Raw genomic sequence first — 13,662 nt, forward strand, 5'->3', positions numbered from 1 at the left:
CTATTTCATATCAGTATTAACGAATTAAATTTAAGAATTCCAAACGGCAACTCGAATTGTTACGCATTTCACCGAGCATAACTGAAGTTGTCATGACAGAATTTTGTTTTTCAACTCCACGCATCATCATGCAAAGATGTTTTGCTTCAATCACTACGGCAACACCGCGAGCTCCGGTGGTGGATTCAATACAATGAGCAATTTCGCCCGTCAGCCGTTCTTGAATTTGTAGTCTCCTCGCATAAAAATCAACAATACGAGCAATTTTAGATAAGCCTATTACTTTACCATCAGGTAGATATCCAACATGGCATTTACCCAAAAAAGGCAATAAGTGATGTTCGCATAATGAGTACAGTTCTATGTCCTTGACGATAACCATTTCACTCATGTCTGAATCAAACAGAGCACCGTTAATGATTTCGTCAAGGTTCTCATTGTAACCTTTAGTTAAATAACGTAAGGCATTAGCTGCTCGTCCAGGAGTATCCTTTAATCCTTCCCGATTTATATCTTCACCTAATTCTTTAAGCAAATTTGAGTATAATTTTTCCATAGCAAGAATTCCTAACCTGGCGGCCAAGTCATTTGACGCCCGCCAAGTAAATGTAAATGAATGTGGTAAACTTCCTGCCCGCCACCAGAATTAACATTAAAAACCAATCGATAACCCATTTCACTTAGTCCTTCGGCCTGCGCTAATTTTTTTGCTCTTATTAGAATACTAGCAAGAAGTTCGCTATCATCATCGTTCACATCATTGATAGTTGCAATATGCTTTTTGGGTATAATCAATAAATGTGTTGGAGCTTGAGGTCTAATATCGCGAAATGCCAAAATATTTTTGTCTTCAAAAACTACTGTTGCAGGAATTTCACCCTGTGCAATTTTGCAAAACAAACAATTCATAGGTCATCCGATGTTTTAGATTCAAAATGCTATTATACATTTCATTTATTATATTGCGAACGCTTGTCTTTGCCTTTTGATGCGATTTTTCGCATAATATTACTTTTATTTATTATTAAGGGTGCGTAAATGAGTTTAATGGAAATTCAGAGCGGTCGTGATGTTCCAAATGAAGTGAATGTAATCATAGAAATCCCTATGCACGGAGAGCCTGTCAAGTATGAGGTTGATAAAAAAACTGGTGCTTTATTTGTAGATCGATTTATGACGACAGCAATGTTTTATCCGACGAATTATGGTTATATTCCGAATACTCTTTCAGAAGATGGGGATCCTGTGGATGTGTTGGTAATAACTCCTGTCCCTTTGATCAGTGGGGCTGTTATTTCATGTCGAGCTGTTGGCATGTTAAAGATGACAGATGAATCCGGAGTTGATGCAAAGATTTTGGCTGTTCCAACAACCAAACTAAGTAAAATGTATCAATCCATGCAAACTTATCAAGATATCCCTCAGCATTTATTGTTATCTATCGAACATTTTTTTAAGCACTATAAAGACTTGGAAGAAGGTAAATGGGTTAAGGTCGAGGGCTGGGTAGGCCCAGATGCAGCTCGAGAGGAAATAACATCCAGTATTAACCGTTATAATCACACAAAAAAGTAAAACAGTGACTTGAACTATGTCAGGTGTTGGGCATTGCTCAGCACCAACCTGACATCTTTAGCTATAATAGCGGCATCATCTCAGCCCCTACTACAAAACAGCACGTTCTATTGTATAATTTGTCATTCTTAAAAGTATAAGGATATTCAGTGCAACTTCCTGTTTCTACTTTATTGGTTTTATTGTTTTTCCTAATTTGCTTGTCTGCTTTTTTTTCAGGTTCCGAAATTGGCATGATGTCTATCAATAGATATAAATTGCGACACTTGGTAAAAAGCAATGATAAGCAAGCCATTCGGGTTAATTCCATGCTGGCTCGGCCTGATAAGCTACTAAGTGTGGTTTTAATTGGGAATACTTTGGCAAATATAGTGGCATCAACTCTCGCCACTTTAATCGGACAGCGGTTTTATGGGAATGCAGGGGTGGCTATAGCAACTGCCTTGTTGACCATATTGATCCTGGTTTTTGCAGAAATGACTCCGAAAACTCTCGCGGCTATTTACCCTCAACAAGTAGCTTTTGCATCCTCATTACCGTTGAGCATTTTACAATGGATTTTTTCTCCTTTGGTGCATTTAATCAGTTTGATTTCCAATGGTATCTTAAGAATATTTAATATATCGGTAAAACGCATGCAAAAGGAGATGCTAACTTGTGAAGAGTTGCGATCAGTGGTTCATGAGGCGGGGGGATTAATGCCGGTAGAGCATAAAAGTATGTTGATTAGTCTATTGGATCTCGAACAAGCAACTGTTGAAGACATCATGGTTCCCAAAGCCGATATTGTTGGGATTGATTTGGATTTACCCTGGATAGAACTTTTAGATCAATTGGAAACAGCACAACATACAAGATTACCAATTTATCATGGTTCTATTGATCATTTGGTAGGGATGATCCACGTAAGAAATATTTTAAATTTAGCATTAGAAAATAAGCTTGATATGGAAAACTTGTTAAATAGTGCTGAAGTTCCCTATTTTATTCCAGAGGCTACCCCATTAAATACACAAATCCTTAATTTCAGGAAAATGAAAAGAAGAAGTTGCTTTGTTGTGGATGAATATGGCGATATTCTTGGGCTTGTAACTATGGAAGATATTCTTGAAGAAATAGTAGGGGAATTCACAACAGATATCGCTGATCTGAGTCGTGATATCACCCCTCAGCAAGATGGGTCGGTCATAGTTGATGCCAGCATAACTATTCGCCATTTAAACCGCATGATGGGCTGGAGCCTGCCTTTAATCGGTCCAAGAACCTTAAGTGGCCTGATTATTGAGCATTTAGGGTATATTCCACCCCCTGACTCTTGCCTGGTTATTGATCATTATCATATTGAAATATTAAGGGTCAGCGATAATATGATAAGGGGCGTAAAGATGATTAAGGCTAATAAAAAAAGAAAATAGCTCTTATAGATTTTGATGCTCAATTGCTCTGTCATTATCAAAGATAGAGTTCGATTTTATCTTCCAAACTATTGTGGTTGACTCATAATGTTCTCAATAGGCTTCAAGCTTGCCCTTATTTTGGTTTACTTAAATTATTATTGATTGATGAAGCGATACAACTTATTAGTTTTTTCACAATAGGCTACTTCGATGCATATACTTAAGATTTGATTTTGAGGGGCAAGACAACATAAAGTTTTAAAAAAAAACAATATTTATTATTTTAACGCATTTGTGTTAAAATAATGCCTTTAGAATATGAAATAGAGCGTATGAAGATTTTATATGTACCTTTCCCTAGAAATCAGGCTGGTGATTTGAAATCAATGGTTGAACTTTGGAAAAAAAACGATGAGCAATTTTCCCCTGATCGCATTGAAATAATTTATTACAATGATGACATTAATTATGATCAATTGGATGAAAAAATTGCGATATATATTTGTGCTCATGGTTCAGATGATGACAATGTAACAAAACTTTTTAATCATGCCAATCCATTAGTTGCAGAAAGCCTCGATATAAAAGAAGTGGCAGAACGCTTTGAAAGAGATATTTTGCCTATATCGTACTGGATATCAGCGGTTCATCTTTATTGCTGTGGAAGCAAGAATAAAAATCAGATGATGGCTGAATTATTAGGGCATTCATTGTTAAGACCAGAAAAGCCCATTTATCACTACAGTGGGTCAGTTTCTATCGTTGACGAATATGGGAAGCAATGGAGTTTTGCAAACCATGTTAAAATACCTGTGCATTTGGTAGCTAAAAGAACGTTTATTCTAAATTTTTTTGATGAAGAGCAACCCCATAGAGCCTTTGTTAAAAAAGCATTTCAAAGCAAGACTTATAAAGAGTTATTAGCCAAGAAGGAAGATTCTTTTTTTGCGAAAGTGAAAGAAAATAGAGCTTCAGTGCTTTTATCCAAACGATTAGGCAAAAAGATTCAGGATGGTGAAGAGAACTCTTTGTTGAGAAAGGGTAATTAAATTTTTTGCCTTTGATACATTTTAGTTTGCAATAGTTCGCCTTATCAAAAGGCATTCTGGAAAGTGTAATAACCATTGAACTCAGAATAAGAGTAAGCATTTTGATATGATAATGTCGTTGTCAAGAGTTACAATAAGACGCTAAAAATGATTTAAAAGGAAGCCAGTTAGCGATGGGACTGGTTTATGGAGTTTCAAGAAAATGGCATTTAATATTTGACAAATTATTTTTTTAAGCTAATCTTGTTTTTGTGCATTGCAACATATGGAGAGTGTAATGAAAGAGCAATTTTTTCAGACAAAAGATTTAAATATTTTGCTTCGATCTGTTGAAAAACCAATTCAGGATTTGTTAGATCTCAATTTTAAAACATTAAAAACTGTGTCTTATGTTACTCCTATTGAATTATTGAATGTTTTAAAACCAGAAGAAGTCCTGGAAAAAAATATGAATGTATTCATTCAAAATAGTCAAAAAGCAATGAGTTACATGTTGAACGTATTTCAAATAATGGAACATCATTGGATTAATATCTATGATCAGATGGCCGAAAATCCAACTGAAAAAAAGGTTAATCCAACAATAAGCAAAGCAAATCGCAAAGTGGATATAAGCACTCCAAAATCATCAGCGAGTAAAAAAACCATTACAGCAAAAAATAAAACAAAGCCTGCTGCAGTACAGTCAAAATCAAAAACAAGTAAAGCGAAACCGAAAATCAGCAGCCCAACAAAAATTAAAACAAATACTCAAGACCAGCCTGCTGCTGTCAAACAACAATCGCAAATGCCCTTATCTTCTTTACAGAAAGACATGGAAAAACAAGGTATTAACAAGCCTGTTGAATTGAAAAACTCAGTTGCAGTATTAAAAAATGAAACAAAGGATATCGTGCTTTCTAATAACAAGCCTAAATAAATTCGTGCTTTATCCTGTTTTCGTTTTGAGCGCCTTTTTGAAAAGTAGCAGACGATGCTTAATAAATCTGGGAGATCTAAAAGCAAGAAATGTTAGGGTGCAATGCCAGCAAGTAAAGGATAAGGTGGGCATTGTGCCAATAAAGCAAATATTAGTTCATCGTTTTTAAAATGCGCTCGATAAATAAGATGAACGAATTTATCTAAATAAGCCAGATAATAATCAATTATAATGTGGCGTCACTTTCTTTAAGGGTTACAACTCGAGCTGTGAACATATAGCCGCCATTGCGAATAGTTTTGATTAAAGCTGGCTTTTTTTTATCTATTTCGATTTTTTGACGCAAACGACTAATTTGGACATCAATCCTTCGGTCAAAAGGAACCAGGTCTGTATTTTTGGTAATTTGCAATAAAAATTCTCTATCCAGGACTCGCTGCGGTTGTTGGACAAAAGTGAGAAGCAAATCATACTCACCGGCGCTTAATTGCAATTCTTCATTATTCTCCCCGAACACTTGTCTGGAAGCTGGATAAAGTCGCCAGTTAGCAAACATTAAAACTTCTTTACCATGGTCTACTTTTTGTTGCGCCCTGATTACTCGACGAGAAATAGCACCAATTCGCGCGTGCAGCTCACGAGGATAAATGGGTTTGGTCATAAAGTCATCAGCACCGGCTTCAAGCATGGCAACACTTGATTCTTCATCAGGTTTATTATTAATAACAATTAATGGCACTGGATACATATTATAAAATTGTTCAATTGCTTCTGGTTCAGTTCTTAAAATTGACCAATTAATTAAAATGGCTGTAGGTAATCCTTTTTCAACATGAATAGGAAACAATTTCTTTTGTTGAATAATATCAAGATTAAACTTTTCAAAGTAATCTTTCAGTTCTTCACTGACAGGCTCATTATCAATAAATAGCAAATAGTGGCGTTGTGACATCAATTTGCCTCAAAGGTCAAAAAATATATTGCTTTAATTTTGGCAAGTTTATCAGTTGCTTGCAATTATTTTTAAATATTTATGCTTTCCAGAGCTTTTTAGAACGTAAAACCTGGTTTATTGCAAAATTTGCATTTTGTTCGTTATAAAAATTAGGAAAATATTTCTTTTCAATGCTATTGTTAAAGTTCAAGTGTCAGGATAATGCTTGAGGAGAAAGGGATGACTCAAAAGACACTTACTCTACCAAATTGGTTCGTTTCGGATAATGACAGAGCCAAGGCGCGAATCAAATATGAGTTGAAACAGTTGGAGACTCAGCTTGGCAAATGCGTTAAGCAGCCGGATGATACTGTCTTTTCAAAGAACAAGTACTCACTTTACATGGCTTTGGCGGATAAATATTCAGAGTATTTGAAGTTAATAGATATGGATTCTACATTTAAACAATTCGTGGGGGCGGAGGTTCCTAAGGATATTAGTTATCGGGAAGCTTGCAATCGGATTATGCATCTGAAACAGAAAAGGTCTGCAGCAGTGAATTTGCTGGAGGAAGCTAAAATTATCATTGAGATATCATTATTGTATCAATGTCTTGCTAAAGCAATTGAGCCAAATGAGGTTTCAGACGTAAGCAATCATTTAATCTTGAATCAGTTTGATAAACTAAAGCAGTTATTTAAGAAAGAGAATCTTGAATTATGGTTATCAACTCTGGTTGATCTTTGGAATCACAATTCTATTTTATTAAGGGAGCCAGCCAAGTTATTTCGCAATTGGGATCTTGAAGAACAAACGATAGCCTTAGGTTTTTTTTCTGAATCTGAAGTTGTTAATTTAGTCAATGCTATATTTTTTTATAAATTGTATCCTGATAAGTTATTTAATGAATTAATTCATCCTGAAAAATTGGTTTCAGTACGTATGCGCCTTGGTTTTTTGCATGAATTTATAGAACTTCTACAAAAACAATTACATAGCAATGCGCTTCAATATGGGCTAAATCCAGGTATTGATTTCCTATTTCATGGTGAAGAACTACCCCAAGGCATTATGATCGAAGTGAATGAGGTTTGTAGAGATATAATCCAATTAGCTGTTAAAAACCTTAGAGTGCAATTTACACCTGAAAATAATGAGAAAGTTACCCTGGAACGTTTACATGATTTGGGAAGGGCATACAAATTTTGGTTTAATCCTAATAGGCTAATTGACGCTGTGATGGTTCTGCAGCAACGCCTGGTAACGGAAAGTATATCTCAAGAGGAGGATTTAGAAAAATTTCATCAAGAAATGCTAGTTCTATATCGTCAGCTCACCACAACAGAATGCCTGGATTTATACGGTTATTTTGCCAACAATGATAGTCGATATTTACTTTATACTTTATATTCAATAATCAATGGTTACTCTTTAGATTGGTTGCCATCATTAAATTCATCTGAAAGAAATGCTATAGCCAGAGTGTATCAAGCGTTGAAGTGTGTTATGGAGGCGCTAAGAAGCGAATTAAAAAACAGATTTATCACAACCGAACCTTATCTATATGATTTGGGGAAAAAGGAAATTCATACGGGAAGACGTAATCGAGAGGCTGTATTTAGAATCATTGCAATTTATGGTTGTGAAAGAATAGTGATGAGTGACTCATTAGAAAGATTGTTTAATCTCATTGAAGAACCAAATCAGTAATTTGAGTAGTAAATATGAATTTTTCAGGTGCCAATTGACTAAGAGTAATTCGTTTTTTGGGATATACCCAACCTCTTTTATAACTTGCTTCTTTCGTTTTACTGCTGCATTGCAAACGTTTCTGTGGCCCTCATTTACTACATATAAATTCTGCTTCTCAAAACGTTTGCGCCTTGCTCTGAAACAAAATAATCAAGTTCTGCAAGAGGTCTGCTGTTTTGTATGGGGGCTTTGCAGTGAGCTTTATAAAGCGCTTTTATTGAATGGGATAAGCCAGTTTTTTACCATAGAATTCTTGAAGTTGTCTCTTTAGTTTTTCTGCCGGACTAGATTTGGCAAAATCACTCTGCAGGTTATCAATCCATTCTCCAGTTGAAAGATTGAGAATAACGGTTATGTAGGTGTTGTCATCTGGATATAAGGCTAAAATCCAGTTTCCACTAATGACTCCGTATAGTTTTTGATTATTCACCTGGATTAATTCATCAGGCTTCAACTCAAGTTGCCCAGTATCCGGATTAACCTTATAGATTTTTTTTCCTAATTCAATGGCTTTTTCTTTAGTAAAATCTTGATTTGGATACATTCCACTTTCAATAAAGAATGTGCGGTGTGGTAGTGGAGTATTTGGGTTTAATACAGTAGGTAGTAATGAAATGCCATCCATTTTCTGATTTTTTGTAATATTTAGGAAGTTCAGAATGGTTGGGGCCAAATCAAATAATGCTACTCTTGTTTTGATTTTGTTTGTTTTTGTAAGTGGCTTTCCATCTTTATAAACATTAAATGCCAGAAGGCTATGATATTGCATAGGGCTTAATATATCAGAACCATGGCCAGCACTTTTATCCAGTTCAGTTGCAGTTTTGGCCTTAAAATACTCTGCGAGTTTGCTAGTTAGTGAGCTTTGATATTTTTGGTAACTTGTCAATCGTGAGTTGGGATAATAAAGTACTTCGCCATGGTCGCTTAGTATAATGACCAGGCTATTTTTAAAATAGCCATGTTTTTTTAAATAACAGAAAATGACTTTAAATTGATTGTCTACTGCTTTTAGCGCTCTTAGGTAAAGCGCATCACGCTTGCTGAGGCTGAATTCATTCTCCACTTGATCAGGCAATGATGCTGCCCAGGCATAAGGCCAATGTGGAAGAGCGAAATGCACCGCAAGGAAAACAGGAGAATTTTGTTGTAAAGACAGTTCTCTTTTTAATTCATTTGTAAAGGTTTCCGGATAGTAGGATATGAAGCTGGCTCTATTACTAAAATTATAGGGGAATAACCAGGCACTAATGCGAAAATTAATCAGTAAATTCCCAAGTGGGAAATCATTATAAGAGCCTAACATGACATCATTAACACCTGTTTTTGGGCCGATGATTTTTTTAAATCCAAAATTCTCATCTATGCTATTGAATCGTCTATCATCAGTCGCATAGATTGTGTTATACCCCAATTTATTCAAATCCCACACAATGCTGAGTTGACTTTTAACCCGGCTTCGCTCAACTAAATTTTCTTCGGCAAGATGATATTTAGGGTATAACCCAGTTAAAATAGAGCTCCAAGCGGGATAGGTTCTGGCTAAAGGACTAATCGTGTTTGTAAATTGAAAACTGTCCAGTAGCACTTGATGAAGAAAAGGCATGTTTATAGATGTGACACTTTCTGGACTTAAGCTGTCTATGCCCAGAATAATGACGTTGGGTTCGGAATCAACATTAGGATTTAAGGGAGATTGCCAATAATTATTTAATAGGAAAATAAAAATGCCAATGGGTAGCGCTATTGATAATAGGCGAGCAGCCATGCGATAAAACAAGCAATTTAATAAGAGTAGCCCCAGGCAAGCCAAAGAAAAATAAAGTAATATTAAAAAAATAAATTCAGGAATTGGGGGTGAAAATAGTTTGCTAAAAACACTCAGAGGGAAATAATAGGCATTAGCGCTTAATATAGCGCATGCAAATAAGGACCAAATAATGGATTGCCATTGCTCAGTAGAAAAATAATGCCAAGATCGATTTAAAATGCCTATAAGCAGCAGGGCTTGAATCATGGAAATGATGATATACAGGCTGAATTGAATTACAAGAGTGCCGATAATTTCAAAATAGATTGGCAAAGGAAGCTTAATCGAACTGATTAGGCTCTCAGCATGCGAATAGAGCAGAAGCAATTGCAAACCAAAAAAGCAAAGATTAAATAAAAAGAACTGACAGAAATATGAAAAATTTGAATTTTTTTGTTTCATGATTGATTGTCTGAAGGACAATTGATATGCCAGTTATAAATATAACTATCAATAGTATTGATATGCTTTAATTGGTTGCGTAGAGGTTCTTTCGCGAATTGTAATAAATGTTTGATGACAGATTTTTTGGTACCACCAAAATCTTCTTCATACCAATCATATAATTTAGAAACAATTAATTTACCCTCAATCACATGAACTCCTCTGAGAGAGTTAATGTATTTGGATGCCGCATCGTTAAGTTGTTGCTCAAGTAGTGCCCCCTGATAAGCTTGTTTGCTCAGATTAGGTGCTCCTATTGTGGCATTATTTAAAGCATAATGAGTTCTTGGGTCATTCCAAATTGGGCGAATAATTCTATTATTGATATCATCCAAGGATAAATTGGTATTTTTGATAGTGATAATATTAGCTCCCCAAGGCCCAACGCTAAATAATCCGGGAGAAATATTAATTTCCTGAATGTTTGCAATGGGATAATAGTTGGCTACCGTTAAAACAGTAAGAGCATTATACAAATTGATCCAATAAGCCAATTGTTCTTGACGGTTATAATTATCAATATCAATTTGCGATAAATTTTTTATATATTCTTTTAGTGAAGCCAGCTCTTTCTCATTGATATTGGTATAGTTTACCAGATTGATGTCTTCTTCATTAGTTATTACATGATGATCAAGAAAATGTTGCCATGCCTGATGAGAAATTGACTGTTTGGAAAGAGGGGCATTGACCAGCCATTTGGGCCATAAACTTCTGTGGAAGGAAGCAGAAGCTGTACTTGTTATGAAACATAAGGATAACAGGAATAAGACCAGTATTTTTTTTCTGCATAAAATAAATATGGATTTAGACATTAATCACTGCTCTGTTCTTAAGGGCACTGCTTATAGTATTCCCATCTAAAAATTCTAATTCACCACCTGATGGTATTCCATGTGCTAATTGACTGATATTGACGGTTTCATCCTTTAGTAACTGATGAATAAAATGAATTGTGGTCTGGCTTTCAACACTGGGGCTTAATGCAAGAATAACTTCCTGAATTTTTTCCCTAATAATTAACTCCTTAAGTTTCGGTAGCCCTATGTCATCAGGTCCCAAGCCATCAAGAGGAGAAATTTTTCCCATAAGGACAAAATATTTACCTTGAAAGGAATTGCTTTGCTCTATGGCAGAAACATCCGCTGGACTCTCTACCACGCAAAGTAATGTTGAATCTCGATTGGGGTTTTGGCAAAGAGTACACAGAGTTTGTTCGGTGTAATTATTACACTGCTGACAATGACTAATGTGCTTCATTGCCTGTTCCAAACAGGAGGCAAGGTGTAAACCTCGCTGTCTTTGGTGCTGCAATAAATGGAACACCATCCTTTGTGCTGATTTTGGTCCCACACCGGGAAGACAGCGAAGCGCCTCTACCAAGCGGCTTAGAGCATCCATAGCCAGGGTTACTCTCCTTCTTTACCGCCCATTAAATCAGTTGGAATATTAAGACCAGCAGTCAGTTGGCTGATTTTTTCTTTGGATGCTTTTTCGATTTTGCGCACTGCGTCATTCACTGCAGCAGCAATTAAATCTTCCAGCATTTCAATATCTTCATCCATTAAGGTGGGTTTGATTTTAACTTCGGTTACATCATGACGTCCATTCATCTTAATAGTAACCATACCACCACCTGATTCTCCACTTACTACCAACTGGCTTAATTGTTGCTGCGCTTCTTGCATACGTTGTTGCATTTTTTGCGCTTCTTTCATTAAATTGCCTAAATTTTGATTAATATCCATTACAGCCTCGTCTATTTATGGTTAGTTTAAGTATTATAAGTCATCTTTTAACAGGACAATAGAATTTTTGACCAATTCTGCTGAAAATTCTTGTTTTAACTGTTGAAATACTGGGTCAGCGTGTAATGCTGCCTCTGCTTGTTCTTGCTTTTCTTGGGTCGCTTTCTCTTTTTGCTGAGCTGGAGAGGCATGCACGGCATCTTGACTATTTAAAATAATTTTTACGGGACTTTTATAATAACCAGCCAATGCGGTTTCAATTCGGTTAATCGTTGTGGGAGTAAATAAGGACTGGTGCCCTTTCTGTACTCCTAATGTAATTTCTCGCTCTTTTTTACCAAGAAATTCTGCATTTTCTATGGCATTAAGTGCTAAACCCGATAATTTTAACTGTGGTATTATGTCTTTCCAGTCACAGTTCATGGACTCACCAGAGTTGGCAGATTTTTTATCGTCTGCTGATAATGATTGGGTCTGATGATAGGCAACGGTGTTGCCCGTCGCTTTAGTAACGGGTATTGGTTCAATTCCAATAGGGTTTTGCGCTGGTGTATTATCATCAACAATTAGTGAGCATCTTTTATGATTTTGCTCGAATGCTAATGGAGGTGTTGTTACATGAGAAGCTGGTTTAAAGGTGTACATGCGCAGCATGGTCATATTAAAGCCAATGGCTAGTGTAGGGGCGAGATGCATCTCCTCACTTCCCTTGATACCTATTTGATAGAATAATTGTGTGTCCTCAGCCGAAAACTGTTTTGCTAATTCTTTAATTTCTGCTTTTGGGCTAATTAATGGATTGTTGTCGCCGAGGCATTGATATACGGTAATTTGATGCAGATAGTTAAGCATTTCATCAAGAACGTATTGAAAGCTCCCTCCTTCGGCAATGATCTGCTGACTTAATACAAGCATGGTTTGTGCTTCTTGCTTGGCCAGGGCTTGTAAGAGCAGCAATGCGTAATCTTGTTGGGTATGCCCCAAAAGCATTTTTACATCACTTGCCAGTAATTTCGTTTCACAACTGGTAATGGCCTGATCCAATAAACTTAATGCATCGCGCATGCTTCCGCGGGCAGCCTGAGCCAATATGTCTAGCGCTTGTATTTCAAAATCCAAGCGCTCCTCTTGGAGAATTAATTGCAATTGTTGATTTATCAACTCAGCAGGCAAGTGTTTTAGATTAAATTGCAAACAACGCGATAAGACAGTAACAGGTAATTTTTGTGGGTCAGTCGTCGCCAGAATAAATTTCACATGCGAAGGTGGTTCCTCTAATGTTTTTAGTAAAGCATTAAAGCTATGCTGGGATAGCATATGCACTTCATCGATTAAATAAATTTTAAAACGGCCATTTGTTGGTGCATACTGTATGTTATCAAGTAAATCTCGCGTGTCTTCAACTCTGGTTTTGGAGGCGCCATCTATTTCAATGAGATCAATATAACGGCCTTGCTCAATGGCAACACAGGTATCGCAATGAAGGCATGGTTCTGAGGTGATGCCTTTTTCACAATTGAGGGCTTTAGCTAAAATACGGGCGACACTGGTTTTCCCGACCCCGCGAGTACCAGTAAATAGATAAGCATGATGTAAACGTTGTTGATTCAGCGCGTTGATCAGTGCTTTATTAATATGCTCTTGGCCAACCAGTTGGGAAAATGTGCGTGGTCGCCATTTACGGGCAAGTGCCAGATAGCTCATACGTGTTTCACAAGTTGGGCGGCGACTCTAAGAGCCACACCCCGGCGCCCGCATCAATTGTTACCGCTGCTCCCTTCCGGGCCTGACGGGGTTCACAATCTATCGTCGCGAGGGGACCAATAGAGTCACCATATTTGAATAGCGAAGAGTAACAAAAAAAATATTTCTGCGCTAGAGCTAATGACTATTTTATTATTTGAGTGCAACTGCTTTCCTAAAGGATAGAAATTAAAAAAGTAATTAAATAACCAGGGCCAATAAAGAGCATATCCAATCTACATGAATAAATATTTCCTTTGAAGCTACAAAATATCAGGAAATAGAAATTTA

At 36.5% G+C, this 13,662-nt stretch carries 13 protein-coding genes and 1 other RNA gene; 5 read left to right on the forward strand and 9 right to left on the reverse strand.

Going from position 1 to position 13,662, the window contains the following annotated elements:
- Nucleotides 1-16 precede the first annotated feature (16 nt).
- Together folE and OQI99_RS13330 are read right to left on the reverse strand one after the other, a co-directional pair.
- On the reverse strand, nucleotides 17-556 hold the full coding sequence (gene folE / locus OQI99_RS13325; protein ID WP_011216616.1) for a GTP cyclohydrolase I FolE: 540 nt from the start codon (nucleotides 554-556) through the stop codon (nucleotides 17-19).
- An 11-nt stretch (nucleotides 557-567) separates the two neighbouring features.
- Complete coding sequence (locus OQI99_RS13330; protein ID WP_061514339.1) at nucleotides 568-909, reverse strand: histidine triad nucleotide-binding protein; 342 nt, start codon at nucleotides 907-909, stop codon at nucleotides 568-570.
- 129 nt (nucleotides 910-1,038) lie between these two features.
- On the opposite strand from OQI99_RS13330, the gene ppa reads away from it, so the two are divergent.
- The 4 genes from ppa (at nucleotide 1,039) to OQI99_RS13350 (ending at nucleotide 4,940) form a co-directional block, all read left to right on the forward strand.
- Nucleotides 1,039-1,575, forward strand: a complete 537-nt coding sequence (ppa, locus tag OQI99_RS13335) for an inorganic diphosphatase (protein ID WP_010948454.1) — start codon at nucleotides 1,039-1,041, stop codon at nucleotides 1,573-1,575.
- A gap of 149 nt (nucleotides 1,576-1,724) precedes the next feature.
- Nucleotides 1,725-2,990, forward strand: coding sequence for an HlyC/CorC family transporter (locus OQI99_RS13340; protein WP_265732135.1), 1,266 nt, complete (start codon nucleotides 1,725-1,727; stop codon nucleotides 2,988-2,990).
- Nucleotides 2,991-3,304: 314 nt separating this feature from the next.
- The gene (locus OQI99_RS13345) at nucleotides 3,305-4,021 is read left to right on the forward strand and encodes an RNA-binding protein (protein WP_265732136.1); all 717 of its coding nucleotides are present in this window, start codon (nucleotides 3,305-3,307) and stop codon (nucleotides 4,019-4,021) included.
- 277 nt (nucleotides 4,022-4,298) lie between these two features.
- Nucleotides 4,299-4,940 carry a hypothetical protein gene (locus OQI99_RS13350; protein ID WP_265732137.1) on the forward strand — a complete coding sequence of 214 codons (642 nt, stop codon included), beginning with the start codon at nucleotides 4,299-4,301 and terminating at the stop codon, nucleotides 4,938-4,940.
- Nucleotides 4,941-5,166: 226 nt separating this feature from the next.
- Here the strand turns inward: OQI99_RS13350 and OQI99_RS13355 are convergent, their stop codons facing one another.
- Nucleotides 5,167-5,892, reverse strand: coding sequence for a winged helix-turn-helix domain-containing protein (locus tag OQI99_RS13355; RefSeq protein WP_011216611.1), 726 nt, complete (start codon nucleotides 5,890-5,892; stop codon nucleotides 5,167-5,169).
- Nucleotides 5,893-6,114: 222 nt separating this feature from the next.
- Between OQI99_RS13355 and OQI99_RS13360 the strand changes: the two genes are divergently transcribed.
- A complete protein-coding gene (locus tag OQI99_RS13360) occupies nucleotides 6,115-7,584 on the forward strand; it encodes a hypothetical protein (RefSeq protein WP_265732138.1) in 1,470 nt (489 codons plus the stop codon).
- Between the two features lie 256 nt (nucleotides 7,585-7,840).
- Here the strand turns inward: OQI99_RS13360 and OQI99_RS13365 are convergent, their stop codons facing one another.
- The 6 genes from OQI99_RS13365 to ffs form a co-directional block, all read right to left on the reverse strand.
- Entirely contained in the window at nucleotides 7,841-9,838 is a 1,998-nt protein-coding gene (locus OQI99_RS13365) for a sulfatase-like hydrolase/transferase (RefSeq protein WP_265732139.1), read from the reverse strand.
- Nucleotides 9,835-10,695 carry a DUF547 domain-containing protein gene (locus OQI99_RS13370; protein WP_061514344.1) on the reverse strand — a complete coding sequence of 287 codons (861 nt, stop codon included), beginning with the start codon at nucleotides 10,693-10,695 and terminating at the stop codon, nucleotides 9,835-9,837. The genes OQI99_RS13365 and OQI99_RS13370 overlap by 4 nt, the downstream gene beginning before the upstream one ends.
- A complete protein-coding gene (gene recR, locus OQI99_RS13375; RefSeq protein WP_011216607.1) occupies nucleotides 10,688-11,281 on the reverse strand; it encodes a recombination mediator RecR in 594 nt (197 codons plus the stop codon). Before recR ends, OQI99_RS13370 begins: the two co-directional genes overlap by 8 nt.
- Nucleotides 11,282-11,289: 8 nt before the next feature.
- Nucleotides 11,290-11,628 (reverse strand): YbaB/EbfC family nucleoid-associated protein, encoded by a 339-nt coding sequence (locus OQI99_RS13380; RefSeq protein ID WP_011216606.1) that lies wholly within the window; start codon nucleotides 11,626-11,628, stop codon nucleotides 11,290-11,292.
- A 33-nt stretch (nucleotides 11,629-11,661) separates the two neighbouring features.
- Nucleotides 11,662-13,332, reverse strand: coding sequence for a DNA polymerase III subunit gamma/tau (dnaX, locus tag OQI99_RS13385; RefSeq protein WP_061514345.1), 1,671 nt, complete (start codon nucleotides 13,330-13,332; stop codon nucleotides 11,662-11,664).
- A 25-nt stretch (nucleotides 13,333-13,357) separates the two neighbouring features.
- Nucleotides 13,358-13,454: signal recognition particle sRNA small type (gene ffs, locus OQI99_RS13390), an RNA gene on the reverse strand.
- Between the last annotated feature and the right edge of the window lie 208 nt (nucleotides 13,455-13,662).

The sequence above is a fragment of the Legionella sp. PATHC039 genome, from assembly GCF_026191275.1.
Taxonomy (GTDB): Bacteria; Pseudomonadota; Gammaproteobacteria; order Legionellales; family Legionellaceae; genus Legionella; species Legionella pneumophila.